Source organism: Streptomyces sp. BHT-5-2, assembly GCF_019774615.1.
In the GTDB taxonomy this organism is placed as follows: domain Bacteria; phylum Actinomycetota; class Actinomycetes; order Streptomycetales; family Streptomycetaceae; genus Streptomyces.
In genome coordinates this window covers 5,208,781-5,234,216 of record NZ_CP081496.1, presented here as the reverse complement: position 1 = coordinate 5,234,216, position 25,436 = coordinate 5,208,781, and the positions used below count along the sequence as shown (strand labels likewise).

Below are 25,436 nucleotides of genomic sequence, written 5' to 3'. Positions count from 1 at the left end.
CGGCCCGGTCGGCGCACGAGATATCTTGATGTCGAGGAATCTTGATATCTTGACGTCGAGCAATATTTGAGACGTGGATGGAGCGGAGTACCCGGTGACTGACTCGACCATCATTTACACCCACACTGACGAGGCCCCGGCCCTGGCGACGTACTCGTTCCTGCCGGTCGTGGGGGCCTACGCCGCGACCGCCGGGGTGACGTTGGAGACCCGCGACATCTCGCTGTCCGGCCGCATCATCGCCGGCTTCCCGGAGTACCTGACCGAGGAGCAGCGGATCGGCGACGCCCTCGCCGAGCTCGGCGAGCTGGCCAAGACGCCGGGCGCCAACATCATCAAGCTGCCGAACATCTCGGCCTCCATCCCGCAGCTGAAGGCGGCCGTCGCCGAGCTCCAGGAGCAGGGCTACGCGCTGCCGGACTACCCGGACGACCCGAAGACCGACGAGGAGCGCGAGATCCGCGCCCGCTACGACAAGGTCAAGGGCAGCGCCGTCAACCCCGTGCTGCGCGAGGGCAATTCGGACCGCCGGGCCGCCCCGGCCGTCAAGAACTACGCCAAGGCCCACCCGCACCGCATGGGTGCCTGGAGCGCCGACTCCAAGACCAACGTCGCGACGATGGGCGCCGACGACTTCCGCTCGACCGAGAAGTCCGCCGTGATCCCCGCGGACGACAGCCTGCGCATCGAGCTGGTCGCCGACAACGGCACCACCACCGTGCTGCGCGAGTCCGTGCCGGTCCTCGCCGGCGAGGTCGTCGACGCCTCCGTGATGCGGGTCGCCCCCCTGCGCGAGTTCCTGACCGCCCAGGTCGCCCGCGCCAAGGAAGAGGGTGTGCTGTTCTCCGCGCACCTGAAGGCCACCATGATGAAGGTCTCCGACCCGATCGTCTTCGGTCACGTCGTGCGCGCCTTCTTCCCGGAGACCTTCGCCCGCCACGGCGAGGCCCTCGCCGCCGCCGGCCTGACCCCGAACGACGGTCTGGGCGGCATCTACAAGGGCCTTGCGTCCCTGGACAACGGCGCCGAGATCAAGGCGTCCTTCGAGGCCGAGCTGGCCGCGGGCCCGGACCTGGCCATGGTCGACTCCGACCGCGGCATCACCAACCTGCACGTGCCGTCCGACGTCATCATCGACGCCTCCATGCCGGCCATGATCCGCACCTCGGGCCACATGTGGGACAAGGACGGCAACGAGGCCGACACCCTCGCCGTCATCCCGGACTCCTCCTACGCGGGCGTCTACCAGGCCGTCATCGAGGACTGCCGCGCCCACGGCGCCTACGACCCGTCGACGATGGGCTCCGTCCCGAACGTCGGCCTGATGGCGCAGAAGGCCGAGGAGTACGGCTCCCACGACAAGACCTTCGAGATCCCGTCCACCGGCACCGTCCGCCTGGTCAACCGCGCCGGCGACGTCGTCCTGGAGCAGACCGTCTCCGAGGGCGACATCTTCCGCGCCTGCCAGACCAAGGACGCGCCGATCAAGGACTGGGTCAAGCTGGCCGTCACGCGCGCCCGCGCCACCGGCGACCCGGCCGTGTTCTGGCTGGACGCCGAGCGGGCCCACGACGCCCAGCTGATCAAGAAGGTCGAGCAGTACCTGCCGGAGTTCGACACCGAGGGCCTGGACATCCGCGTCCTCTCCCCGGTCGAGGCCACCAAGCTCTCCGTCGAGCGCATCCGCCGCGGCGAGAACACCATCTCGGTCACCGGCAACGTCCTGCGCGACTACCTGACCGACCTGTTCCCGATCCTGGAGCTGGGCACCAGCGCCAAGATGCTCTCGGTCGTCCCGCTGATGAACGGCGGCGGCCTGTTCGAGACCGGCGCCGGCGGTTCCGCCCCCAAGCACGTCCAGCAGCTGGTCAAGGAGAACTACCTGCGCTGGGACAGCCTGGGCGAGTTCCTCGCGCTCGCGGTCAGCTTCGAGCACCTGGCGAACACCACGGGCAACGCCCGCGCCAAGGTCCTCGCCGACACCCTGGACCGCGCGACCGGCTCGTTCCTCAACGAGAACAAGTCGCCGAGCCGCCGCCTGGGCGGCATCGACAACCGCGGCAGCCACTTCTACCTCGCCCTCTACTGGGCCCAGGAGCTGGCCAAGCAGACCGACGACGCGCAGCTCGCCGAGGCGTTCGGGCCGCTGGCCAAGACGCTGACCGAGCAGGAGCAGACCATCGTCGACGAGCTGATCGCGGTGCAGGGCTCCCCGGCCGACATCGGTGGCTACTACCGCCCCGACGCGGCCAAGGCGTCCGCGGTGATGCGTCCGTCGAAGACGCTGAACCAGGCGCTGGCGACCCTGCGGGGCTGACCGCCGCACCACCTCGGCACCACCTCGTCCGCCCCGGCCGGGCCGCGCGTCCGGCCGGTGCGGCCCGGTGTGTGCCGGACCCGGGGTGACGGGGGTCTCGCGGCCCGCCGCGGCCCGGCCGGGGGCGGACCGCCATACTGGGGGCATGGCCTTGATCAACCCCAGCATCCTGTCCGCCGACTTCGCCCGCCTCGCCGAGGAGGCGAAGTCCGTCGAGGGCGCCGACTGGCTCCATGTCGACGTGATGGACAACCACTTCGTCCCCAACCTCACCCTCGGCGTGCCGATCGTCGAGTCGCTGAGCAGGGCGACGGAGACCCCCCTCGACCTGCACCTGATGATCGAGGACCCGGACCGCTGGGCGCCGCAGTACGTGGAGGCCGGGGCCGGTTCGGTCACCTTCCACGCGGAGGCGGCCGGGGCGCCGGTCCGGCTGGCGCGGGAGATCCGGGCCAAGGGCGCGCGGGCGTCGATGGCACTGAAGCCGGCCACGCCGATCGAGCCGTACGAGGACCTGCTGCCCGAGCTGGACATGCTGCTGATCATGACCGTCGAGCCCGGCTTCGGCGGTCAGGCGTTCCTGGACATCATGCTGCCGAAGATCCGCCGCACCCGGGAGCTGATCTCGCGGCACGGCCTGCAGATGTGGCTCCAGGTGGACGGCGGGGTCTCCGCGGAGACCATCGAGCGGTGTGCGGAGGCCGGCGCCGACGTGTTCGTGGCCGGCTCCGCGGTGTACGGGGCGGACGACCCGGCCAAGGCCGTCCGCGACCTGCGGGAGAAGGCCGAGGCGGCGACGGCCGCGAGCTGGGGCTGCGCCCACTGATCGAGTCGGCCCGGCCCGTACGGGGCTTCGGGGCCGGCCCGTCGGGTATGTCACGTGCCATCGGTTGACCTGGTGGCTACCGAGCGTTCATGCCCGTCGTGCCGGTCTTGGTCCCCGTACACCTCGGGTTTCTGAAAGGATGAGCAAAGACTCGATCAGATGCGCAAAAGGGGAGAAATTCGTGGTAGCCAGCCGCCCGCAGTCCGGAATGGGCCCCGCCGAGCTGGTGCAGGCCGCGGCCATGGCCCGCCGCTTCTATCTCGAGGGCAAGTCCAAGATCCAGATCGCGGAGGAGTTCGGCGTCAGCCGCTTCAAGGTCGCCCGCGTCCTGGAGACGGCCCTGGAGCGTGATCTCGTACGGATCGAGATCCGGGTGCCCTCCGAACTCGACGCGGAGCGCTCCGACGCCCTGCGTGCCCGCTACGGCCTGCGGCACGCGGTCGTCGTCGAATCGCCCGCGGACGCTTCGGAGGACGCCGCCGACCCGGAGAACCTCGGCGAGGTGGCGGCCGACCTCCTCGGGGAGCTCGTCGCCGAGGGCGATGTGCTGGGCCTCGCCTGGGGCCGCTCGACGATCCACATGGCGGCCGCGCTGCACCGGCTGCCGCCGTGCACCGTCGTCCAGTTGACCGGGGTCTACGACGCCGGCACCGCCGACCGCGGCTCGGTCGAGGCGGTCCGCCGCGCGGCCGACGTCTCCGGAGGCGAGGCGCACCCGATCTACGCGCCGATGCTGCTGCCCGACTCGGCGACCGCCGCCGCGCTGCGCGGCCAGACCGGCATCGCCCGCGCCTTCGAGTACTTCGACAAGGTCACCGTCGCCTGCGTCTCCATCGGCTCGTGGGAGCCCGGCGTCTCGACCGTCTACGACATGCTGTCGGAGGAGGAGCGCGAGCACTACGCCTCGCTGGGCGCGGCCGCCGAGATGTCCGCGCACCTCTTCGACGCCGAGGGGCGGCGCATCGGCCGCGATCTGGGCGAGCGCTGCATCACCGTCGAGGCGGACCGGCTGCGCCGCATTCCCGAGGTGGTGGCGATCGCCGGTGGCCGGCGCAAGGCCGCGGCGATCGGCGCGGTGCTCCGCTCCGGCCTGGTGACGAGCCTGGTGACGGACACCGCGGCCGCCGACCACCTGCTGCTGGAGACCGGCCCCGGCCCGCGGCCGGCGCTCGACCGGGCGGACCCCGACGGGAAGTGAGCGCGCGGTACGGTGCGTCTGCCGGCGAGCAGCCGGCGCGCGGCTGTGACAGCATCGGCGCATGCTGATCCACACCGCGCCGCGCCGGGCCGCCGCCGTCCTCGGCGCGCTGCTCGCCGCGCTGCTCCTCGTCCTGACCGGATGTTCCACCGGCGGTGACGGCAAGGGGAGTTCGGCTTCCTCGCACCGGCCGTCCGCGACCGCCACGGCCGGCGGCCGGTCCTCCGGCGGCGCCGCACCGGGCTGGGCGAAGGGCCTGCCGACCGTCCCGGCCGACCGGCTGCCCGCCGAGGCCCGCCGCACCCTGAAGCTCATCGACGCCGGCGGGCCGTTCCCGTACCCCAAGGACGGCACCGTCTTCGGCAACTACGAGAAGCGGCTGCCCGCCGAGCCGCGCGGCTACTACCACGAGTACACGGTCGACACCCCCGGTGCGAAGAACCGCGGCGCCCGCCGCCTGATCACCGGCGGCCACCACGAGATCTTCTACACCGGCGACCACTACAAGAGCTTCCAGGCGGTGCTCCGGTGAGCCCCGAGGTGCCCCCGGCACTGGCCGCGGTGCTCGACGGGCGGACGCCGGCGGGGGTGCTGCCCTGGCCGGCCGACCGCCCGGTGGCGGACGCCCTGGCCGCCGCCCGGGCCGCGGGCTGGCACGCCGCGGCCCTGGACCTCGCCGGGGCCGCCGACAAGGCCGCGTTCCTGGACCGCTGCGCGGACGCCCTGGACTTCCCCGGGTACTTCGGCCACAACTGGGACGCCCTGGCCGACTGCCTGACCGACCTGTCATGGCTGCCGCCGGCCCGCGGCCGGCTGCTGGTCGTCACCGGCTGGCAGGAGTACGCGACCGCCGTCCCGGAGGACTGGTCCGTGGTCGAGGGCGTGCTGGCGGACACCGTCGGCTACTGGCGGGACACCGACACCGGGCTCGCGGTCGTCATGGCCGGCGGGCGCGGCCGGCAGGGGGCGTAGCCCCGGCCCCGCCCGCGGGGCGCCGTTCCGCGACGCCGCGGACGCGGCCGGTGAGCCGGCGTCCCGGTGGGCGGACGGCGCCTTGGCGGATCGCACACACCGCGCCGGGTGGCCGTAGGACCATCACATGAGTCCTGGTCAGGGCCCGTATCCTGGTGGTATGCGATTCCTCAATCCGAAGAACGGCGCCCTCGAAGAGAGTTCTTCGGTGCCCTACGACCTGACCTACGACGATGTCTTCATGGTGCCCGGCCGCTCGTCGGTGGGCTCCCGCCAGGCCGTGGACCTCGCCTCGCGCGACGGCTCCGGCACGACCATCCCGCTCGTGGTCGCCAACATGACGGCGATCGCCGGCCGCCGTATGGCCGAGACCATGGCCCGCCGCGGTGGTCTGGTCGTGATCCCGCAGGACATCCCGATCGACGTCGTCACCGACGTCATCACCTGGGTCAAGCAGCGCCACCTGGTGCTGGACACCCCGATCGTGCTCTCCCCGGTCTCCACCGTGGCGGACGCGCTGTCGCTGCTGCCCAAGCGGGCGCACGGTGCGGGCATCGTGGTCGAGGGCGGCCGGCCGGTCGGCGTCGTCACCGAGCACGACCTGGCCGGCGTGGACCGCTTCACGCAGGTGGCCGAGGTCATGTCCAAGGACCTGCTGGTCCTGGACGCGGACATCGACCCCCGCGAGGCGTTCAACCGCCTCGACGCCGCCAACCGCAAGCTGGCCCCCGCGGTCGACGCGGACGGCATGCTGGTCGGCATCCTGACCCGCAAGGGCGCGCTGCGCGCCACCCTGTACACCCCCGCCACCGACGCCGACGGCAAGCTGCGGATCGCCGCCGCCGTGGGCATCAACGGCGACGTGGCCGGCAAGGCCAAGGCGCTGCTGGACGCCGGTGTGGACACCCTCGTCGTGGACACCGCGCACGGCCACCAGGAGTCGATGATCAGCGCGATCAAGGCGGTCCGGGCGCTGGACCCGCAGGTCCCGATCGTCGCGGGCAACATCGTCGCCGCCTCCGGTGTGCGCGACCTCATCGAGGCCGGCGCGGACATCATCAAGGTCGGTGTCGGCCCGGGCGCGATGTGCACCACCCGCATGATGACCGGCGTGGGCCGTCCGCAGTTCTCCGCGGTGCTGGAGTGCGCCGCCGAGGCCCGCAAGTACGGCAAGCACGTCTGGGCCGACGGCGGTGTCCGGCACCCCCGCGACGTGGCCATGGCGCTGGCCGCGGGCGCGTCCAACGTCATGATCGGCTCGTGGTTCGCCGGCACCCTGGAGTCGCCCGGCGACCTCCAGCACACCGCCGAGGGCCGGCCGTACAAGGAGAGCTTCGGGATGGCCTCGGCGCGTGCGGTGCGCAACCGCACCAGCGAGGAGTCGGCCTACGACCGCGCCCGCAAGGCGCTGTTCGAGGAGGGCATCTCCACCTCCCGGATGTTCATCGACCAGGCCCGGCCCGGCGTCGAGGACCTCGTGGACTCGATCATCGCGGGCGTCCGCAGCTCCTGCACCTACGCCGGCGCGGCCTCCCTGGAGGAGTTCGCGGAGAAGGCCGTGGTCGGCGTCCAGAGCGCCGCCGGCTACGCCGAGGGCAAGCCGCTGCACAACAGCTGGAGCTGACCCGGGGAGCCCGCCGAAGGCTCCGTACCCGCCGCTCACCGGCCCCGCACCGACCTGGTGCGGGGCCGGTCGCGTTCTTCGGGCAGGGTCGTGATTCACTGGGTGGAGCGCAACGTTCCGCCGCTCTTCTCGGCTGTGCGCAACGTTCCACCGCTGTTGCGCAAGGAAGCTGCATTACGGCGGGTGAACGAGGGGCCGTAAGGTCATGCGCTGTACGTGGAGTGGCGGAGACCGTCTGCTCGGCGGTCTCCTGCTGCAGGGTGGTTCGTCCTGCCTGCCCGGCCGCCGTGGTCCCGTCACCGGAATGTGCCGGAACGTGTCAGCCCGACCGGCAGCGACGAAGGAGCCCCCTGTGTTGGAGAACGGCGCCGCCCCGCCCCCCGGGGACAGCTATTCCCCGCCGCCCGCCGGCGGAGTCGCCACCCGGCTGCTGCGCCGCAAACCGGTCGAACGGCTGGTCGCCGAGGGCGGTCAGGGCGAGGGGGGCACGCTCCGCCGCTCGATGGGCGTCTGGCAGCTGACCATGATCAGCATCGGTGCCACGCTCGGCACCGGCATCTTCGTGGTCCTCGGCGAGGCCGTCCCGGACGCCGGCCCGGCGGTCGTGCTGTCCTTCGTCCTCGCCGGCATCACCGCGCTGTTCTCCGCGCTCTCCTACGCCGAGCTGGCCGGCACCATCCCGGTCTCCGGCTCGTCCTACTCCTACGCCTACGCCACCCTCGGCGAGCTGGTCGCCTGGGTCTGCGGCTGGTGCCTGATCCTGGAGTACGGCGTCTCGGTCGCCGCCGTCGCGGTCGGCTGGGGCCAGTACCTCAACGAGTTCCTCGCCGGGACGCTGGGCTTCACCATCCCCGACGCGCTCTCCGCGCCGCCGGGCCAGGGCGGCTACTTCAACCTGCCGGCGCTCCTGGTGGTGCTGCTGGCGATGGCGTTCCTGCTGGGCGGCGCCAAGGAGAGCGCCCGGGCCAACACCATCATGGTGGTCGTCAAGATCGTCACGCTGCTGCTCTTCTGCGGCGTCGCGATCCAGGGCGTGAAGTCCGGCAACTACGCCAACTTCATGCCGATGGGCATGGCGGGGGTCAGCGCCGCCGGCGCCACCCTGTTCTTCTCCTACATCGGCTTCGACGCCGCCTCCACGGCGGGCGAGGAGGCCAAGAACCCGCAGCGCGACCTGCCCCGCGCGATCATGCTCTCGCTGTTGATCGTCACCACCCTGTACTGCCTGGTCGCGGCCATCGCCGTGGGCGCCCTGCCGTGGCAGAAGTTCAAGGGCTCGGAGGCGGCGCTGGCCGGCATCCTCAAGTCCGTCACCGGTCAGGGCTACTGGTCCGTCCTGCTGGCCTTCGGCGCCGTCGTCGCCATCGCCAGCGTCGTGCTGACCGTGCTCTACGGCCAGACCCGGATCCTCTTCGCGATGTCCCGCGACCGCCTGGTGCCCAAGGCGTTCTCCAAGGTGCACCCGAAGACCGGCGTGCCCCGGGTGAACACCGTGATCGTCTGCCTCTTCTGCGGCGTGCTCGCCGCCGCAGTGCCGCTCGGCGAGCTGGCCGACGCCACCAGCATCGGCACGCTCTTCGCGTTCGCGCTGGTCAACGTGGCCGTGATCGTGCTGCGCAAGACCCGGCCGGACATGCCGCGGGCGTTCCGCACCCCGTTCTCCCCGGTCTTCCCGGTGATCGGCTTCCTGCTCTGTGCCTTCATGATGACCCAACTCGGCCCGGTGACCTGGGTGGTCTTCGGTGTCTGGATGGTGGTCGGCCTTGTGATCTACTTCGGTTACGGCATGCGCCGCTCCCGATTGGCCACCGCAGAGAAGTGATCCACCCGCAGTGCGACTGAACGATCTCGACGAACGCATCGTCCATGCCCTGGCCGAGGACGCCCGCCGCAGCTACGCGGACATCGGCCAGGAGGTCGGACTGTCCGCACCGGCGGTCAAGCGCCGGGTGGACCGGCTGCGGGCGGACGGCGCGATCACCGGTTTCACGGTGCGCGTCGACCCGGCCGCCCTCGGCTGGGAGACCGAGGGGTTCATCGAGATCTTCTGCCGCCGCAACACCTCGCCCGAGGCGATCCACCGCGGCCTGTCGCGCTATCCCGAAGTGGCGTCCGCCTCCACCGTCACCGGTGAGGCGGACGCCCTGGTGCAGGTCTTCGCCTCCGACATGCGCCACTTCGAACGGGTCCTGGAGCGGATCGCCGGCGAACCCTTCGTAGAGCGCACCAAGTCCGTCCTGGTCCTCTCCCCGCTGCTGCGCCGCTACGGTTCCGGGGCACCCCGCTAGGGCGCTACGCGTCGGCCTTCGGCCCCATGCCCGCCGGCAGGCGCGGCGGAGTGCCCCGGGTCCATACGACGCGGAGCGCGGAGGCGGCGATCCGCCAGCCGTCCGGGGTCCGGACCAGCTCGGTCTCCGCGTGGCCGCCCGAGACGAAGAGGGCCTCGGACCCGTCCGCCAGGACATGGGTGCTCAGCTGGCCGCCGCGGACGGTGGCCCGGTCGCCGTCGATCTCGACGACGGGGTTGCCGCCCAGGTGCACGGTCCGGTCGAAGAGCGCCATCCCCTCCCGGATGCGCGCCACGATCGCCTCCCGGCCGCGGACCGTGCCGAGGGGCATCTCGGCCGTGGCGTCCTCGGCGTAGAAGGCGCGGCCCCACGCCTCGTCGAAGACCCCCTCGTCCAGGGAGCGCAGATAGCGGTCCAGCAGGTCGGTGATGTCGGCGCGGTCGGTGAGGCGCCGGAGCTGTTGTTCCATGGCGGGCCGGGCGGCCTCGGCGGCGGGAGCGGTGGGCACGGCGGGGGTGGCCGGGGCGGTGGTCGCGGTGTCGTGTGCGTTCATGCCGCGATCTTGCTACCTCAAGTGGACTTCAGGTCAAGGGTGGGATGCGGAGGGACTTGCCCCGGGGCGTGTGCGGTGCCGCTGTGGCGCGTGGGGCGGTGGTCGCCGCGGGTGGTCCGCGTCACCCCGTCGATGCGGTGCCGGCCGGCGGCGATGTGCCGCGCAACGAATCGCCGCGGCGCCCCTTGAACGCGCAACGAATCGTCCGTCGCCGTGCAACGCCGGCACCTTGTCCGGGATCGGCGGCGGCCCGTACCGTCATTGCGTCCCGCCTGAACCGTCACCGCCGAGGGGTCCCATGTCGCCGCTGCACACCGCCCTGCTCCAGAGTTCGGGACGGCCCGGCGACGTGGCGCACAACCTCAAGATCCTCGACGAGGCGGCCCGCGAGGCGGCCGCGACCGGCGCCCGGCTGCTGGCCTGCCCCGAGCTGTTCCTCACCGGCTATGCGATCGGCGGAGACCTGCACCGCCTCGCCGAGCCGGCCGACGGCGCCAGTGCCCGGGCCGTCGCGGAGACCGCCGCCGCCCACCGGATCGCGATCCTCTACGGCTACCCGGAACGCGCCCCCGAGGCGCACGGCGTCGTCCACAACTCCGCCCGGCTGATCGGCCCGGACGGCACCCCGCTCGCCAACTACCGCAAGACGCACCTCTTCGGCTGCTTCGAGCGCGAGTGGTTCACCCCGGGCGAGCAGCAGGTCGTCCAGGCGGAGCTGGACGGGATCCGGATCGGCCTGCTGATCTGCTACGACGTGGAGTTCCCGGAGAACGTCCGGGCGCACGCGCTGGCCGGGACCGACCTGCTGCTGGTGCCCACCGCGCAGATGCACCCCTTCCAGATCGTGCCGGAGCAGATGATCCCGGTGCGCGCCTTCGAGAACCAGATGTACGTGGCGTACGTCAACCGCGTCGGTGCGGAGGGCGAGTTCGAGTTCGTCGGACTCAGCTGCCTGGCCGGACCGGACGGTGTCGTCCGTGCCCGCGCCGGACGCTCCGAGCAGCTGGTGCAGGCCGCCGTCGACCCGGCCTTCCTCAAGGAGGCGCGGGCGGACAACCCCTATCTGCAGGACCGGAGGCCGGAGCTCTACACCGACCTCGCCTGACCGCCCGGCGCCGCCCCGCGCCCCGTACCCCGGCCGCCCGGTGGCGCATCCCCACCGGCTCCGATCACACCCCGGCCCCGCCCCGCCCCTCGCGTACCCGTGCGCCCCGGCCTGACCACCCGCGCCCGATACGCCCCGTTACGCCCGCCCCGCCCGCAAGGAGTCCGCCCCCATGACGTCCACGGTGCCCCCCGCCGTCCCGCACACCACCGCGCAGCCGCCGATCACCATGTTCGGCCCGGACTTCCCCTACGCGTACGACGACTTCCTCGCGCACCCCGCGGGCCTCGGGCAGATCCCGGCGACCGAGCACGGCACCGAGGTGGCCATCGTCGGCGGCGGCCTCTCCGGCATCGTCACCGCGTACGAGCTGATGAAGATGGGCCTCAAGCCCGTCGTCTACGAGGCGGACCAGATAGGCGGCCGGCTGCGCACCGTCGGCTTCGACGGCTGCTCGGCCGCGGCCGGCGAGGAGGAGCTGAACTGCGAGCTGGGCGCGATGCGCTTCCCGCCGTCCTCCACCGCGCTCCAGCACTACATCGACCTGGTGGGCCTGACGACCACGCCGTTCCCCAACCCGCTGGCCGAGTCCACCCCCTCGACCGTCGTCGACCTCAAGGGCGAGTCGCACTACGCCGAGACCCTGGACGACCTGCCCCCGGTCTACCGCCAGGTCGCCGAGGCGTGGAACGCCTGCCTGGAGGAGGGTGCCGACTTCTCCGACATGAACCAGGCCATGCGCGAGCGCGACGTCCCGCGCATCCGCGAGATCTGGGCGAAGCTCGTCGAGAAGCTCGACAACCAGACCTTCTACGGCTTCCTCTGCGACTCCTCGGCCTTCACCTCCTTCCGGCACCGCGAGATCTTCGGCCAGGTCGGCTTCGGCACCGGCGGCTGGGACACCGACTTCCCCAACTCCATCCTGGAGATCCTGCGGGTCGTCTACACCGAGGCCGACGACCACCACCGCGGCATCGTCGGCGGCTCCCAGCAGCTGCCGCTGCGCCTGTGGGAGCGTGAGCCGCAGAAGATCGTGCACTGGGCGCCGGGCACCTCGCTGTCCTCGCTGCACGACGGCACGCCCCGGCCGGCCGTGACCCGGCTGCACCGCACCGCCGGCAACCGCATCACCGTCACCGACGCCTCCGGCGACATCCGCTCCTACAAGGCGGTGGTCTTCACCGCGCAGAGCTGGATGCTGCTGTCGAAGATCGAGTGCGACGACGACCTGTTCCCGATCGACCACTGGACGGCGATCGAGCGCACCCACTACATGGAGTCCAGCAAGCTCTTCGTCCCGGTGGACCGGCCGTTCTGGCTGGACAAGGACGAGCACACCGGCCGCGACGTGATGTCGATGACGCTCACCGACCGGATGACGCGCGGGACGTATCTCCTCGACAACGGCCCGGACCGGCCGGCCGTCATCTGCCTGTCCTACACCTGGTGCGACGACAGCCTGAAGTGGCTGCCGCTGTCGGCGAACGAGCGCATGGAGGTCATGCTCAAGTCGCTCGGCGAGATCTACCCCAAGGTCGACATCCGGAAGCACATCATCGGCAACCCGGTGACCGTCTCCTGGGAGAACGAGCCCTACTTCATGGGCGCGTTCAAGGCCAACCTGCCGGGGCACTACCGCTACCAGCGGCGCCTGTTCACCCACTTCATGCAGGAGCTGCTCCCCGAGGACAAGCGCGGCATCTTCCTCGCCGGCGACGACATCTCCTGGACGGCGGGCTGGGCCGAGGGCGCGATCCAGACCGCGCTGAACGCGGTGTGGGGCGTGATGCACCACCTCGGCGGCGGCACCGACGCGGCCAACCCGGGCCCCGGCGACGTCTACGACGAGATCGCGCCGGTGGAGCTCCCGGAGGACTGAACGTCTCCGCGGGCGGCCTACAGTCCGGCCGCCCGCACCCGTCCGTGCAGCTCGGCGGCCCGGTCGGCCAGCTCCGCGCCGTCCCGGCAGTGCGTCTGGAGGTCCAGCAGGACCTCCCGCGCGCCGGCCTCCGCGGCGCCGGCCAGATCCGCCAGCACCTGCTCGGGGCTACCGGTGTACGGGCGGCGCCCGGCCTCCGGCAGCGGCGCGCCGGTCAGTTCGACCCCGACCCGCAGGACCACGTCCAGCTTCCCGGCGTCGCGGCCGTGCCGGGCGGCCGCCTCCTTCAACTTCACCAGGCACAGGGCGAGTTGAGGACCTGTCACATGTCCGGGGAGCCAGCCGTCGGCGCGCCGGGCCACCCGCTCCAGGGCCCGGCCGCCGCTCCCGGCCAGATAGACCGGGATCGGCCGGGCCGGCTTGGGCCCGACCGACGCCGGCGCGATCTGTGTCCAGCGGCCCCGGTACGCCACCGGGTCGGGCCCCCAGACCGCCGCACAGACGTCCAGCAGCTCGTCCATCTGGGCCCCGCGGTCGGGGTACGCGGTGACCCCGGCGGCCCGGTACTCGTCCTGCGACCAGCCGGTCCCGAAGCCCGCCAGCACCCGCCCGCCGCCGGCCGCGTCCAGCGTCGCCAGTGTCCGGGCGAGCGGGAACGGCGCGTGCAGCCCGGAGACCAGCACGCTGGTGCCCAGCCGGACCCGGTCGGTGACGGCGGCGGCCAGGGCCAGGGTGACCAGCGGGTCGGTGCAGTGGCGGTAGAAGTCGGGCCAGGGCAGGCCCGGGGTGCCGTAGAGCCCGTCCAGCGGCTCGTCCGGGACCAGCGCCCGCTCGAAGGTCCAGACACTGTCGAAGCCGGTCTCCTCCGCGGCGCGGGCCACGTCCCGCACATCGCGCCGCGGGTCGTACTGCGGCATCTGGGGCAACCCCAGTCCCAGTCTCAACGTCATGCGCCGCACCCTACGGCGGGTGCCCGGCGGCGGTACGAACCCGGCACGGGCGGCGGGGCGGCGGGGTGCCGGGCCGGGGCCCGGCGGTCCCGGGCGGCCGCCGCTATCCCAGCGGTGTCAGCAGGCAGCGTCCGATCAGGCCCACGCTCGCGTCCAGGCGGTCGGCGAACTCCTCGGCGATCTCCGGGTGCCGGCGGACGCCCCACATCATCCGGGCCGCGGCCCAGGCGCCGTCGCGGGCCTTCGTAAGGCTCCAGGAGCCGATGAGATGGGTGAGCGGATCGGCGATGTCCAGCAGGTCGGGGCCGGGCATCAGGGTCTCCCGGATGCCCTCCTCCAGGGCGGTGAGGAGGGTGCCGATGCGGTCGAAGTCGCCTTCCAGGGCGGGTGGTTCGCACTCCAGGGCCCGGCAGGTGTCCACGACGGCCAGGGCCAGGTCGTGGCCGATGTGCGCGTTGATACCGGCCAGCGCGAACTGGAGCGGGCGGACCCGGGGGTGCCGCCGCAGCTGGAACAGCGGCCGCCAGCAGGCCGGCGGGCGCAGCCCGGTGGCGTCGGCGTCCACCGCGGTGAAGTAGCGGCGGGCGAAGTGGACGTCCAGTTCGCCGGCGGCCTCCGGGTCCTCGAAGGCGCCGCCGCCCACCTGCTGCGCGACGGCCTCGGTGACGGTGAGGTAGACGCGGTTGAACACCGCCACGCCGTCGGTGGCGGGCAGCGCCCGGTCCAGTGTCCGCATCCGTGCCAGGACGTGCGCCACGCCCGCCGTCGTCGCGGGTCCGACGGTGCCGGGGGGCCGGGCGGCGGGCCGCGGGCCCGTTTTGCCGTTCTGCTGAAGGGTCGTCATCCGCTCAGCGTGACATCGAAATACCCATGAATATGCCGCCGACCATGGAGAGTCGACCGGATCGGGGTAATAATCGGCTCGCAGTCCTGAGGCTTTCCCTTGAGAACACCCCTTTCCATTCGGCATCCCACGAATCGCCGCCCGGAAGCGGCGCGGAATTCCGGAGGCCGACCGGTGGCCGGAAGACTCGGCGCCTTTTCGAACTCTCCTGTGACCGGCGTGACTTCGGCTACCGCGACCATGAGAATGCGGGCGCTTTCTCCGCCGACGAGCCGCGTTCGGACAATGCCCGGTATGCGGATCCGAAGCGGGTCCGCGCCCGCTGTTCCGGTGCGAAGAAGACCTCCGGCAACGGGCCCGCCCGGACCCGTTGCGAGGGAGTGCAGAAGCTCGGCGGGCGAGCCGGACGACGCCCCGGCCGCCACGGCGCGGCAGCGGCTACGACCGGTCCTCGGGGCCGTCCGTCCGGTCGTAGGCCGAGGTGCCCTCGTCCAGCAGCGGCTGCTGTTCCTTGAGGTGGGCGGGGGCCAGGGCGCGCAGCCCGTGGTAGCCGATGAGCACCACGATGGTGCCCAGCGCGATCCCGCTCAGCTGGAAGGTGTCGGTCAGGCGCAGGCTGACCCCGCCGATGCCGATGATGACGCCGGCGGCGACCGGCACGAGGTTGAGCGGATTGCGCAGGTCGACCTTGTTGTGGACCCAGATCTGGGCGCCCAGCAGGCCGATCATGCCGTAGAGGATGACCGTGATGCCGCCCAGCACGCCGCCGGGGATCGCGGCCACCACCGCACCGAACTTCGGGCACAGGCCGAAGAGGAGCGCGAAGCCGGCGGCCGCCCAGTAGGCGGCGGTGGAGTAGACCCGGGTCGCCGCCATCACGCCGATGTTCTCGGAGTAGGTGGTGTTCGGCGGGCCGCCCAGCGAGGTGGAGAGCACCGAGGCCACGCCGTCCGCGGAGATCGCGGTGCCGAGCTTGTCGTCCAGCGGGTCGCCGGTCATCTCGCCGACCGCCTTGACGTGCCCGGCGTTCTCCGCCACCAGCGCGATCACGACCGGCAGCGCCACCAGGACCGCCGACCACTGGAAGCTCGGGCCGTGGATCGACGGCAGGCCGATCCAGTCGGCCTTGCCCACCGCGGAGAGGTCCAGCCGCCAGTGGTCGGTCACCTTGCCCGCGCCGTCGACGGAGTGGATCATCCCGAAGGCCCGGTCGAAGACCCAGGAGACGGCGTAGCCGAAGACCAGGCCGAGGAAGATCGCGATCCGGGACCAGAACCCGCGCAGGCAGACCACGGCGAAGCCGGTCACCAGCATGGTCAGCAGCGCCACCCACTGGTCCTGCGGCCAGTACGTGCCGGCCGTCACCGGCGCCAGGTTGAAGCCGATCAGCATGACCACGGCACCGGTCACCACCGGCGGCATAGCGGCGTGGATGATCCGCGCCCCGAACCGCTGGACGGCCAGCCCGACCAGGAACAGCGCCACCCCGACCACGAGGACCGCGCCGGTCACCGTGGCGCTGGTGCCGCCCTGCGCCCGGATGACCGCCGCGACCCCGACGAAGGACAGTGAGCAGCCGAGGTACGAGGGCACCCGGCCGCGGGTGGCCAGCAGGAAGATGACGGTGGCGACGCCCGACATCATGATCGCGAGGTTGGGGTCGAGGCCCATGAGGACCGGGGCGACGAAGCTCGCCCCGAACATCGCGACGACGTGCTGTGCGCCGAGGCCCACCGTACGCGGCCACGAGAGCCGTTCGTCCGGTCTGACCACGGCGCCGGGGGCCGGGTTGCGCCCGTCGCCATGCACGGTCCAGCGCACGCCGAGGCCCATGACTGCTCCAGTTGTTCAGGTGTTCTTCACAGGGGGACGCAAAGCATTCTAAGCAGCCGCTTACGATGGCTCGGGCTTGTCGCGCCGGCCCCCTCGGCGACGCGGGCACCGATCTCATCCACCCGAGAATCCAGGAGCACCACCAGTGAGCGTCGAACCCCTCCAGGCCGCCGGCCCCGTCGCCTACGGGCAACTGGTACCCGTCACCGTCCACTTCGACGACCTCGACGCGCTCGGCATGCTCCACAACTCCCGCTACCCGCTGCTGGTCGAGCGGGCCTGGGCCGAGTACTGGCACGGGTTCGGCTTCGGCTTCGACGGCGACTGGGCCGCCGCCGGCGACATGTGCAACGTCATCAAGGAGATGAAGGTCTCCTACGAGCGCCCGGTCACCCGCGCCGGAGCCTACGCCGCCCACCTGTGGGTCGAACGCCTCGGCCGCACCGGCCTCACCTACGGCTTCCGGCTCTGCTCCGCCGACGGCGCCGAGACCCACGCCCGCGGCCACCGCGTCCTGGTCCGCGTCGACCCGCAGACGCTCCGCCCCACGCCGTGGTCGGACCGGGCCCGGGGCATCGCCGCGGACCTGCTGCGACCGGAGCAGGAGCCGGCCGCCGGCGCCGAAGCGGCCTGAGCCGCCGCGGTCACGGGCGCTCCGGGCCGCCGCCGTGGCCGGCGGCGGCCGGTGCACCCGCCGTGGCCGCCGTGGCCGCGCGGGCCGGCACCCGTAGCGCCCGCGCCCCCGCCACCAGACCGCAGGCCAGCACCGTCACCAGCAGGAACGAGCCGGTCAGCGAGGTCGCCTGGGCGATGCCGCCGATCGCCGACGGGGCGATCAGGCCCGAGGTGTAGGTGATCGTCGCCACCCCGGCTATGGCCTGGCCGGGGGCCGGGCCGCTGCGCCCGGCCGCCGCGAACGCCAGCGGGACCACCACCGCGATCCCCAGGCCGACCAGCCCGAAGCCGGCCATCGCCTGGGCCGGACGGCCGGCGGTGACGATCAACAGCCCGCCGGCGGTGGCCAGCACCCCGCCCGCCCGGACCGTGCGCACCGGGCCGCACCGCGCCACGACCCGGTCCCCGGCCAGCCGGGCGGCCGCCATCGTGCAGGAGAACGCGGTGGTGCAGGCGGCCGCCGGCCCCGCGCCGGTACCCAGCAGGTCGCGGAGGTAGACCGCCGACCAGTCCAGCGACGCCCCCTCGGCGAACACCGCGCAGAACCCCACGGCGCCGATCACCAGCGCCGACCGGGGCGGCGGCGCGAAGCGCGGCGGCGGCTGCTCCTCGGGGGCGCCGCGCAGGTCCAGAACCCCCTGGCAGGCCACCGCCCCGAGCAGGGTCGACACCGCGGCGGCGCCCGCGAGATGGAGCCGGGCGTCGGTGCCGGTGTGCGCGGCGACGGTGCCGGTCGCCGACCCCAGCAGCGCGCCCACGCTCCACATGCCGTGCAGCCCCGACATGATCGGCCGGCCCAGCCGCTCCTCGGTCTCCACCCCCAGCGCGTTCATCGCCACGTCCGCCATGCCCGAGGCGCCGCCGTAGAGCAGCAGCGCGCCGCAGAGCACGAACACGTCGGGGGAGAGGGCGGGCAGCGCCAGCGACAGCGTCCACAGCGCGAGCAGTCCGCGCAGCGCCGCGCGGGTGCCGAAGCGGTGGGCGATCCGGCCGGCCAGCGGCATGGCCAGCGATGCGCCGATCGCCGGGAAGGCCAGGGCCAGGCCGAGCTCGCCCGGCGGGAGCTGGGCGTGGTCCTGGATCCAGGGGATGCGGGTGGCGAAGTTTCCGGTGACCGAGCCATGGACGAGGAACACCGCCGCGACGGCCCAGCGGGCACGGCGCAGCCGGAGGCCGGGGCGGGGGAGCGGGGCACGGGGAGAGCTGCCGGGGACGCCGTTGCCAGCCATGGCCGGCAAATTATCAGGAACCCTGCCTGATAATAAGAGTGACGGCTCGTGAGGTCCCCGCGAAGGGGAGAATCCCGCCATGCACGCACCGTTCGCGGCGGCCGCCGGCCGTACCGCCTCCCCGGCCACCGCCCGCCGGATCAACGACCGGCTCGCCCTCCAACTCCTCCAGTCCGAAGGTGAATTGACGGCAGGTCAGCTTGCGCGGCTGACCGGTCTGTCCCGGCCCACCGTCGCGGACCTGGTCGACCGCCTCCAGGGCGCCGGGCTGATCGCCGTCGTCGGCGAGAGCGGCGCCCGGCGGCGCGGCCCCAACGCCCGCCTCTACGGGATCGTCGCCGACCGGGCCCATCTGCTCGGCCTCGACCTGCGCACCCGCAGCCTCACCGTCGCGGTCGCCGACCTCCTCGGCCGGGTGCGGGCCGAACGCACCGTCCCGTTCGGCCCGTTCGGCACACCCGGTGCCGACGACGCGTCCGCCGCGCCCGGCCCGCCCGACACCGCGACGGCCCTCGCCACCGCGCTCGCCGCCGTCGACGGGACCCTCGCCGAGGCCGGCGCGACCGGCCCGCACACCCTCGCCATCGGCGCCCCCGGCCTCGTCGACCCGGCCACCGGACGGCTCGGCGGCACCGCCCCCGCCTGGCACGACGCCCTGATCGGTGCGCTGCGCGACCGCAGGGCCGGCACCGTCCTGCTGGAGAACGAAGTCAACCTCGCCGCCCTCGCCGAGCAGCGGGACGGTGCCGCCCGCGACCGCGACACCTTCGTCCTGCTCTGGCTCGGCCACGGCACCGGCGCCGCGGTGGTCCTGGACGGGGCGCTGCGCCGCGGGGCCTCCGGCGGCGCCGGCGAGATCGGCTTCCTGCCGGTCCCCGGCACCGGCCGGCTGCCGTCCGCCACCGGCTGCGACGGCGGCTTCCACGCCCTCGCCGGCGCCGCCGCGATCGCCCGGCTCGCCGCCGAACACGGCCGGAGGCCCCGCCCCGGCGCCCTCCCCGAGCACACCGACGCGCCGCCCGCCGAGGCCCTGGTCCGGGACGCGGTGGCCGCCGGCGGTGCCGCGGCCCCGTTCCTCGACGCGCTGGCCGCCCGGATCGCGCTCGGCGCGGCGGGCGTGTGCGCGGTGCTCGACCCCGGGTGCGTCGTCCTCGGCGGCGAGATCGGCCGGGCCGGCGGCGACCCGCTGGCCGCACGCGTCGCCGGCCACCTCGCCCGGCTCTCCCCGCTGCGCACGGACGTCCGCGCCGGCACCGTCGGCGGCCGGGCGGTGCTGCGCGGCGCGGTGCTCGCCGCCCGGGACGCCGCGCAGAACGAGCTGTTCGGCGGCGCCGGTTGAGCCCCGCCGGTCACCGCGGCGCCGTCCGCTCGACCGCTCACCTCGTCCGCTCCGCCAGGAACTCCGCGTAGGTGCGCCGGCCGACCGCGTGCTCGGGGGCGAGGTTCTCGCCGCGCCGCAGCGCCGCCGCGCTCGCACCGGGCAGCCACACCGGCAGTGGCAGCCGGCGCCGTCCGCCCGCCGCCAGCGTCATCCGGACCACCTCGTCCGCCGTCAGTACCTCCGGCCCGCCCATGTCGGCGACCCGCCCGGCCGGTTCGCCCAGCGCCAACTCGACCAGCCGGCCCGCCACTTCACCGGCGTCGACGGGCTGGAATCGGACCCCGGCCGGCACCGGCACGACGGGTGACCGCGCGCCCGTCCTGACGAGCCGGAGCAGCAGTTGGTGGAACTGCGTCGCCCGCAGCACCGTCCAGCCGACCCCGGACCCCGCCAGCAGCCGCTCCACGGCCAGCTTGGCGCGGTAGTAGCGCAGCGGGATCCGGTCCACGCCGACGATCGAGATGTACACCAGGTGCCGTACCCCGGCCCGGCGCACCGCCTCGATCAGCCGCCCGGCCGCCTCCGTGTCACCGCCGGCGGGTGTGGAGGCGCAGTGCACCACCGCGTCCACCCCCGCCACCGCCTCCGCCAGCCCGGTGCCGTCCCGCAGGTCCACCGCGTACGAGTGCGGGCGGGGCCGCGCGATACCGGTGTGCGGATGCCGGCTCAGCGAGCGGACGCGGTGCCCGCCGTCCAGCAGCCGGCCGACCACGGCGTGCCCGAGGACGCCGGTGCCGCCGGTGACGAGGATGTCCGTGGTGTCTGTCATCGCGGTTCCGTCCTTGTGCAGGGGGAGAGGGATACCGCCCCATGACGGAACACCGGACGCGGGTGTGACAGGCGGCGCGCCCGCACCCTGTGAGACAGGCCACAGGGCTTCGCTCGCATGGGCGACGAGCGGCCGTGGCAGACTGGGGCTGTACAGACACAAGCAGCAGCGCACTCCGGGGTCGGTGTAATTCCGAACCGGCGGTAATAGTCCGCGACCCGTCCGCAGCCAGCGGCCGGTTGAGCAGGTGGAATTCCTGCACCGACGGTGAAAGTCCGGATGGGAGGCAGTGCGCGGCGGGCGAGCTCGAAGTACACCGCCGTCGGCAGCGCGTCCGGACGTCAACGTCCCGGGCGGGCCGTGCATTTCCGGCCCCGGTGTCCTGCGAGTCCACAGCGTCCGCTCCTGTCGTCCAGACAGCCCCGGAGTCCGTGCCCGAAGAGGCAGGAGGACCCGGTGGCCACCTCAGCCCCCGTGGAGACCGCGGCGATGCGCCGGGCCATCGAGCTCGCCGCCCGCGGCCTCGGTCGCACCAGCCCGAACCCGATCGTCGGCTGTGTCGTCCTGGATTCCGCGGGCCGCACCGCGGGCGAGGGCTGGCACCAGCGGGCCGGTGGACCGCACGCCGAGATCCACGCCCTGCGCGCCGCGGGCGACCGCGCCCGGGGCGGCACCGCGGTGGTCACCCTCGAACCCTGCAACCACACCGGCCGCACCGGCCCCTGTGCCCGGGCACTGATCGACGCCGGGGTCGCCCGGGTCGTCTACGCCGTGGCCGACCCCGACCCCACCGCCACCGGCGGCGCCCTGACCCTGGCCGAGGCCGGCGTCGACGTCGAGGGCGGACTGCTCGCCGACGAGGCCGCGGCCGGCAACGAAGCCTGGCTGACCTCGGTGCTGCGCGGCCGCCCGTTCGTGCTCTGGAAGTACGCCGCCACCCTCGACGGCCGGATCGCCGCCGCCGACGGCACCAGCCGCTGGATCTCCTCGCCCGAGTCCCGCGCCGACGTGCACCGACTGCGCGCCGCCGCGGACGCCGTGATCGTCGGCTCCGGCACCGCCCGCGCCGACGACCCGCAGCTCGGCGCGCGGATCGCCGGCCTCGACGACGACGAGGTCAGCCAGCCGCTGCGGGTCGTGGTCGACTCCGGCGCCACCGCCGTCAAGGCCGGCGCCCGGGTCCTGGACGGCACCGCCCCGACCCTGATCGCGGTCGCCGAGGACACGGACGCCGACCACCTCGAAGGACTCGCCCCGCTGGTCCGGCTGCCGCGCGCCCCGCGCGGGCGCGGGCTGTCCCTCCCCGCCCTGCTCCAGGCCCTGCACGCCCGCGACGTGCGGTCCGTGCTGCTCGAAGGCGGGCCCACGCTCGCCGGCGCGTTCCTCGCCGCCGGGCTCGTCGACAAGGTCGTCGGCTATCTCGCGCCGGTGCTGCTCGGCGCCGGCCCGGCCGCCGTCGGCGACGCCGGAATCACCACGATCGCCCAGGCGTTGCGGCTCGACGTGACCGACACCGCCCGCCTGGGCCCCGACCTCCGCATCACCGCGACCCCCATTCGCCACGCCCGTCCCGAGGAGAACTGACGTGTTCACCGGAATCGTCGAAGAACTGGGTGAGGTCGTCGCCGTCGAGGACCTCGGCGACGCCGCCCGCTTCCGCCTGCGCGGCCCCGTCGTCACCGAGGGCGCCGCGCACGGCGACTCGATCGCCGTCAACGGCGTCTGCCTGACGGTCGTGGACACCGAAGGCGGCGAGTTCACCGCCGACGTGATGGCCGAGACCCTGCACCGCTCCAGCCTCGGCGCGCTGACCACCGGCTCCCGGGTCAACCTGGAGCGTCCGATGGCCCTCGGTGGGCGGCTCGGCGGCCACCTCGTCCAGGGCCACGTCGACGGCACCGGCACCATCGTCGAGCGCACCCCCGGCGAACACTGGGAGCTGGTGAAGGTCGCGCTGCCCGCCCGACTCGCCCGCTACGTCGTCGAGAAGGGCTCCATCACCGTCGACGGCGTCAGCCTCACCGTCGTCGACGCCGCCGACGACCACTTCACCATCAGCCTCATCCCCACCACCCTCGCCCTGACCACCCTCGGCATCAAGCAGCCCGGCGACCCGGTCAACCTGGAGGTGGACGTCCTCGCCAAGTACGTCGAGCGGCTGCTCGGCCGGGGCGACAAGGACGCCGACGACCTCGAAGAGATCGAGGCGACGATCGAGGAGACGGCCCGGTGAGCGTCCTGGACTGGCTCAACGGCCCCGCCTTCACGGCCTTCGGACAGCGCGTCATCTGGTCCGACATGATCGGCAACACCGTCGGCCTGGCCGCCCTGGCGCTCGGCTGGCGGCGCTCGATATGGACCTGGCCCGCCCAGTTCCTCTCCGGCGTCATCCTCGTCGCCGCCTACGCCTCCGCCCACCTCAGCGGCGGTGTCGGCAAGCAGCTGCTGGTCATCGGGGTGGCGCTGTGGGGCTGGCGGCAGTGGCAGCGCGGCCGCCGGCAGGCCCAGGACGGCTCGATCGCCGTCCGGTTCGGCACCTGGCGCGAGCGCGGGCTGCTGATCGGCGGCACCGCGCTGGGCACCCTGGCCGTCGGCGGGTTGTTCACCCTGGTCCCGCAGCTGTCCTGGAACCCCTGGCCGGACGCCTACATCTTCGTCGGCACGCTCGCCGCGATGGTCGCCCAGGCCCGCGGACTGGTCGAGTTCTGGTTCGCCTGGCTGCTGGTCGACGTGGTCGGCGTCCCGCTCGCCTTCAGCAGCGGCCTGGCCTTCTCCGGCCTGGTCTACGTCGTCTACCTCGCCCTCGTCGCCTGGGGCATGCGCGACTGGTGGCGCCGCTCGCGGACCGCCGCCGCGGAGAGCCCCGCACTGGAAGGAGTCCTGCTGTGAGCGACGCGGGTGCGGCCGCCGGGTCGCAGTCGACAACGAAAGGCGCACCTCTGCGCCGCACGGGCGGAGAAGCGAGCGAGGGAGCTGGAGCATGACCGCACTGCAGAGCTGGTACGCCGAGGCCGAGACCGGCGACCTCACACTGGACCCGGTCGAGCGGGCCGTCGCCGACATCGCCGCCGGCCGCCCGGTCGTCGTGGTGGACGACGAGAACCGCGAGAACGAGGGCGACCTGATCGTCGCGGCCGAGAAGGCCACCCCGGAGATCGTCGCGTTCATGATGAGCGAGTGCCGCGGCCTGATCTGCGCCCCCATGGAGGGCGCCGACCTGGACCGCCTGGAACTCCCGCAGATGGTCGAGCGGAACACCGAGTCGATGGGCACCGCCTTCACCGTCTCGGTCGACGCCACCGCCGCGCACGGCGTCAGCACCGGCATCTCCGCCGCCGACCGCGCCGCCACCCTGCGGCTGCTGGCCGCCGGCGGCTCGGTCCCCGGCGACTTCGTCCGCCCCGGCCACATCTTCCCGCTGCGCGCCAAGCCCGGCGGCGTCCTGGCCCGCAACGGCCACACCGAGGCGGGCGTGGACCTCGCCCGGCTCGCCGGACTCCGCCCGGCCGCCGCCATCGTGGAGATCGCCGGCGAGGACGGCACCATGCTGCGGCTGCCCGAGCTGGTCCCGTTCGCCCGCCGCCACGGCCTGGCGATCATCTCCATCGAGGACCTGATCGCCCACCGCCGCTCCGCCGAGTTCTCGGCTCCTCCTCCACTCTCGACTTCGGTCGAGCCGGGGGACCCCCATGCACAGGGGGGACCCCCGTCCGAGCCCACCGTCCGCCGTGAGGCCAGCACCCGGTTGCCCACCGCCTTCGGCGAGTTCACCGCCCACGGCTACCGCTCCACCGTCGACGGCGTCGAGCACGTCGCACTCGTCGCAGGGGAGCTGGGCGACGGTGAGGACGTCCTGGTCCGGGTCCACTCCGAGTGCCTGACCGGTGACGTCTTCCACTCGCTGCGCTGCGACTGCGGCCCGCAGTTGACGGAGTCGCTGCGCCGGATCAGCGAGGCCGGCCGCGGTGTGGTCGTCTACCTCCGCGGCCACGAGGGCCGCGGCATCGGACTGCTGCCCAAGCTGCGCGCCTACGAACTCCAGGAGCGTGGCCGGGACACCCTCGACGCCAACCTCGAACTGGGCCTGCCGGCCGACTCCCGGGACTACGGCGCCGGCGCCCAGATGCTCCGCGACCTCGGCGTCCGCTCACTGCGCCTGATGACCAACAACCCCGAGAAGACCGCCGCCCTGGAGCAGCACGGCCTCACCGTCACCGGCCGCGAGTCCATGCCCGTCCAGGCCGGCGAGCACAACCTGCGCTACCTGCGCACCAAGCGCGACCGGATGGGGCACGACCTGCCCTGGCTGGACGGCGGCCACGGCGGCGCCGATGCCGCCGGCGCGGCCGCCACCTGCGGCAACCAGTAACCACCGGCCACCCCCGGCAGCCGGGCACCGACACCATCACTCGTACGAGGAGAACCATGAGCGGCAAGGGCGCACCCGAACTGACCGTGAAGAACTGTGGCGACCTGCGGGTGGCCGTGATCGCCGCGCAGTGGCACCAGAAGGTCATGGACGGCCTGGTGGACGGCGCACTGCGGGCCCTGCACGAGCTGGGCATCGACGAGCCCACCCTGCTGCGGGTGCCCGGCACCTTCGAGCTGCCGGTGGTCGCCAAGGTCCTGGCCGGCCGCGGCTACGACGCGGTGGTCGCGCTCGGCGTCGTCGTCCGCGGCGGCACCCCGCACTTCGACTACGTCTGCCAGGGCGTCACCCAGGGCCTGACCCAGGTCGCGGTGGACACCGGCGTCCCGGTCGGCTTCGGCGTGCTGACCTGCGACACCGAGGAGCAGGCCCTGGACCGCGCCGGCCTGCCCGGATCCGCCGAGGACAAGGGCCACGAGGCGGTCACCGCCGCGGTCGCCACGGCCGCCACCCTCCGCACGGTCTCCGAGCCCTGGCGCTGAGCGGCCCGCCCGTCTCCCACCACCACCCTTCAGCCGAGGCGCTGCGCGCCGCCCACCCGTCTCCCACCACCACCCTCAGCCG

23 protein-coding genes and 1 riboswitch are annotated in these 25,436 nt (G+C 73.3%); of the genes, 17 read left to right on the top strand and 6 right to left on the bottom strand.

The genetic code is table 11. The features are described 5' to 3' along the window. Positions 1–94 precede the first annotated feature (94 nt). The 8 genes from K2224_RS23140 to K2224_RS23105 all read left to right on the top strand — a co-directional run bounded on the left by K2224_RS23140 (position 95) and on the right by K2224_RS23105 (position 9,225). Positions 95–2,317, top strand: coding sequence for an NADP-dependent isocitrate dehydrogenase (locus K2224_RS23140; RefSeq protein WP_221908429.1), 2,223 nt, complete (start codon positions 95–97; stop codon positions 2,315–2,317). 145 nt (positions 2,318–2,462) lie between these two features. After that, positions 2,463–3,143 (top strand): ribulose-phosphate 3-epimerase, encoded by a 681-nt coding sequence (rpe, locus tag K2224_RS23135; RefSeq protein WP_221908428.1) that lies wholly within the window; start codon positions 2,463–2,465, stop codon positions 3,141–3,143. Between the two features lie 208 nt (positions 3,144–3,351). Then, complete coding sequence (locus K2224_RS23130) at positions 3,352–4,341, top strand: sugar-binding transcriptional regulator (protein WP_067353902.1); 990 nt, start codon at positions 3,352–3,354, stop codon at positions 4,339–4,341. A gap of 61 nt (positions 4,342–4,402) precedes the next feature. Then, on the top strand, positions 4,403–4,873 hold the full coding sequence (locus K2224_RS23125; protein WP_221908427.1) for a ribonuclease domain-containing protein: 471 nt from the start codon (positions 4,403–4,405) through the stop codon (positions 4,871–4,873). Then, a complete protein-coding gene (locus tag K2224_RS23120) occupies positions 4,870–5,313 on the top strand; it encodes a barstar family protein (RefSeq protein ID WP_221908426.1) in 444 nt (147 codons plus the stop codon). The genes K2224_RS23125 and K2224_RS23120 overlap by 4 nt, the downstream gene beginning before the upstream one ends. 160 nt (positions 5,314–5,473) lie before the next feature. Further along, entirely contained in the window at positions 5,474–6,937 is a 1,464-nt protein-coding gene (locus K2224_RS23115; protein WP_221908425.1) for a GuaB1 family IMP dehydrogenase-related protein, read from the top strand. A gap of 352 nt (positions 6,938–7,289) precedes the next feature. After that, entirely contained in the window at positions 7,290–8,759 is a 1,470-nt protein-coding gene (locus tag K2224_RS23110; RefSeq protein WP_221908424.1) for an amino acid permease, read from the top strand. A 10-nt stretch (positions 8,760–8,769) separates the two neighbouring features. Further along, entirely contained in the window at positions 8,770–9,225 is a 456-nt protein-coding gene (locus K2224_RS23105; RefSeq protein WP_018539858.1) for an Lrp/AsnC family transcriptional regulator, read from the top strand. Positions 9,226–9,229: 4 nt separating this feature from the next. Here the strand turns inward: K2224_RS23105 and K2224_RS23100 are convergent, their stop codons facing one another. Then, positions 9,230–9,778 (bottom strand): nuclear transport factor 2 family protein, encoded by a 549-nt coding sequence (locus K2224_RS23100; protein ID WP_221908423.1) that lies wholly within the window; start codon positions 9,776–9,778, stop codon positions 9,230–9,232. Positions 9,779–10,076: 298 nt separating this feature from the next. Here K2224_RS23100 and K2224_RS23095 point away from each other — a divergent pair, with 298 nt between their 5' ends. After that, positions 10,077–10,883 carry a carbon-nitrogen hydrolase family protein gene (locus K2224_RS23095; protein ID WP_221908422.1) on the top strand — a complete coding sequence of 269 codons (807 nt, stop codon included), beginning with the start codon at positions 10,077–10,079 and terminating at the stop codon, positions 10,881–10,883. A 172-nt stretch (positions 10,884–11,055) separates the two neighbouring features. After that, a complete protein-coding gene (locus K2224_RS23090) occupies positions 11,056–12,762 on the top strand; it encodes an NAD(P)/FAD-dependent oxidoreductase (RefSeq protein ID WP_221908421.1) in 1,707 nt (568 codons plus the stop codon). Positions 12,763–12,779: 17 nt separating this feature from the next. On the opposite strand, the gene K2224_RS23085 is transcribed toward K2224_RS23090, so the two are convergent. The 3 genes from K2224_RS23085 to K2224_RS23075 form a co-directional block, all read right to left on the bottom strand. Next, positions 12,780–13,712, bottom strand: coding sequence for a TIGR03619 family F420-dependent LLM class oxidoreductase (locus K2224_RS23085; RefSeq protein WP_221908420.1), 933 nt, complete (start codon positions 13,710–13,712; stop codon positions 12,780–12,782). A 103-nt stretch (positions 13,713–13,815) separates the two neighbouring features. Next, positions 13,816–14,469 (bottom strand): DUF5995 family protein, encoded by a 654-nt coding sequence (locus K2224_RS23080; protein ID WP_221909887.1) that lies wholly within the window; start codon positions 14,467–14,469, stop codon positions 13,816–13,818. Positions 14,470–14,994: 525 nt separating this feature from the next. Beyond that, entirely contained in the window at positions 14,995–16,389 is a 1,395-nt protein-coding gene (locus tag K2224_RS23075) for a uracil-xanthine permease family protein (RefSeq protein ID WP_221908419.1), read from the bottom strand. 145 nt (positions 16,390–16,534) lie between these two features. Between K2224_RS23075 and K2224_RS23070 the strand changes: the two genes are divergently transcribed. Further along, positions 16,535–17,023, top strand: coding sequence for a thioesterase family protein (locus tag K2224_RS23070; protein ID WP_221908418.1), 489 nt, complete (start codon positions 16,535–16,537; stop codon positions 17,021–17,023). Positions 17,024–17,033: 10 nt separating this feature from the next. Here the strand turns inward: K2224_RS23070 and K2224_RS23065 are convergent, their stop codons facing one another. Next, positions 17,034–18,293: an MFS transporter gene (locus tag K2224_RS23065; protein ID WP_221908417.1), complete on the bottom strand. Its 1,260-nt coding sequence runs from the start codon at positions 18,291–18,293 to the stop codon at positions 17,034–17,036. 79 nt (positions 18,294–18,372) lie between these two features. Between K2224_RS23065 and K2224_RS23060 the strand changes: the two genes are divergently transcribed. Continuing rightward, the gene (locus tag K2224_RS23060; protein WP_221908416.1) at positions 18,373–19,632 is read left to right on the top strand and encodes an ROK family transcriptional regulator; all 1,260 of its coding nucleotides are present in this window, start codon (positions 18,373–18,375) and stop codon (positions 19,630–19,632) included. A 37-nt stretch (positions 19,633–19,669) separates the two neighbouring features. Here K2224_RS23060 and K2224_RS23055 read toward each other — a convergent pair whose 3' ends face one another. Next, positions 19,670–20,443 carry an SDR family oxidoreductase gene (locus K2224_RS23055; protein ID WP_221908415.1) on the bottom strand — a complete coding sequence of 258 codons (774 nt, stop codon included), beginning with the start codon at positions 20,441–20,443 and terminating at the stop codon, positions 19,670–19,672. A 166-nt stretch (positions 20,444–20,609) separates the two neighbouring features. Next, positions 20,610–20,740: riboswitch (FMN riboswitch) on the top strand. 192 nt (positions 20,741–20,932) lie between these two features. Here K2224_RS23055 and ribD point away from each other — a divergent pair. From ribD to ribH, 5 genes are all read left to right on the top strand, one after another. Next, positions 20,933–22,027: a bifunctional diaminohydroxyphosphoribosylaminopyrimidine deaminase/5-amino-6-(5-phosphoribosylamino)uracil reductase RibD gene (gene ribD, locus K2224_RS23050; RefSeq protein ID WP_221909886.1), complete on the top strand. Its 1,095-nt coding sequence runs from the start codon at positions 20,933–20,935 to the stop codon at positions 22,025–22,027. A gap of 1 nt (position 22,028) precedes the next feature. Next, positions 22,029–22,676 (top strand): riboflavin synthase, encoded by a 648-nt coding sequence (locus K2224_RS23045; RefSeq protein WP_221908414.1) that lies wholly within the window; start codon positions 22,029–22,031, stop codon positions 22,674–22,676. Beyond that, the gene (locus K2224_RS23040; protein ID WP_221908413.1) at positions 22,673–23,332 is read left to right on the top strand and encodes a nicotinamide mononucleotide transporter family protein; all 660 of its coding nucleotides are present in this window, start codon (positions 22,673–22,675) and stop codon (positions 23,330–23,332) included. Before K2224_RS23045 ends, K2224_RS23040 begins: the two co-directional genes overlap by 4 nt. Positions 23,333–23,423: 91 nt before the next feature. After that, a complete protein-coding gene (gene ribA, locus K2224_RS23035) occupies positions 23,424–24,812 on the top strand; it encodes a GTP cyclohydrolase II (RefSeq protein WP_221908412.1) in 1,389 nt (462 codons plus the stop codon). Between the two features lie 56 nt (positions 24,813–24,868). After that, on the top strand, positions 24,869–25,354 hold the full coding sequence (gene ribH, locus K2224_RS23030) for a 6,7-dimethyl-8-ribityllumazine synthase (RefSeq protein ID WP_221908411.1): 486 nt from the start codon (positions 24,869–24,871) through the stop codon (positions 25,352–25,354). The last annotated feature ends 82 nt before the right edge of the window (positions 25,355–25,436 follow it).

What these genes read in the sequence shown, in the direction of transcription:
- rpe (WP_221908428.1), top strand. Translation starts at nt 2,463, where the DNA reads ATGGCCTTGATCAACCCCAGCATCCTGTCCGCCGACTTCGCCCGCCTC.
- K2224_RS23130 (WP_067353902.1), top strand. Translation starts at nt 3,352, where the DNA reads ATGGGCCCCGCCGAGCTGGTGCAGGCCGCGGCCATGGCCCGCCGCTTC.
- K2224_RS23125 (WP_221908427.1), top strand. Translation starts at nt 4,403, where the DNA reads ATGCTGATCCACACCGCGCCGCGCCGGGCCGCCGCCGTCCTCGGCGCG.
- K2224_RS23115 (WP_221908425.1), top strand. Translation starts at nt 5,474, where the DNA reads ATGCGATTCCTCAATCCGAAGAACGGCGCCCTCGAAGAGAGTTCTTCG.
- K2224_RS23100 (WP_221908423.1), bottom strand. Translation starts at nt 9,778, where the DNA reads ATGAACGCACACGACACCGCGACCACCGCCCCGGCCACCCCCGCCGTG.
- K2224_RS23095 (WP_221908422.1), top strand. Translation starts at nt 10,077, where the DNA reads ATGTCGCCGCTGCACACCGCCCTGCTCCAGAGTTCGGGACGGCCCGGC.
- K2224_RS23090 (WP_221908421.1), top strand. Translation starts at nt 11,056, where the DNA reads ATGACGTCCACGGTGCCCCCCGCCGTCCCGCACACCACCGCGCAGCCG.
- K2224_RS23085 (WP_221908420.1), bottom strand. Translation starts at nt 13,712, where the DNA reads ATGACGTTGAGACTGGGACTGGGGTTGCCCCAGATGCCGCAGTACGAC.
- K2224_RS23075 (WP_221908419.1), bottom strand. Translation starts at nt 16,389, where the DNA reads ATGGGCCTCGGCGTGCGCTGGACCGTGCATGGCGACGGGCGCAACCCG.
- K2224_RS23065 (WP_221908417.1), bottom strand. Translation starts at nt 18,293, where the DNA reads ATGGCTGGCAACGGCGTCCCCGGCAGCTCTCCCCGTGCCCCGCTCCCC.
- K2224_RS23060 (WP_221908416.1), top strand. Translation starts at nt 18,373, where the DNA reads ATGCACGCACCGTTCGCGGCGGCCGCCGGCCGTACCGCCTCCCCGGCC.
- K2224_RS23055 (WP_221908415.1), bottom strand. Translation starts at nt 20,443, where the DNA reads ATGACAGACACCACGGACATCCTCGTCACCGGCGGCACCGGCGTCCTC.
- ribD (WP_221909886.1), top strand. Translation starts at nt 20,933, where the DNA reads ATGCGCCGGGCCATCGAGCTCGCCGCCCGCGGCCTCGGTCGCACCAGC.
- ribA (WP_221908412.1), top strand. Translation starts at nt 23,424, where the DNA reads ATGACCGCACTGCAGAGCTGGTACGCCGAGGCCGAGACCGGCGACCTC.
- ribH (WP_221908411.1), top strand. Translation starts at nt 24,869, where the DNA reads ATGAGCGGCAAGGGCGCACCCGAACTGACCGTGAAGAACTGTGGCGAC.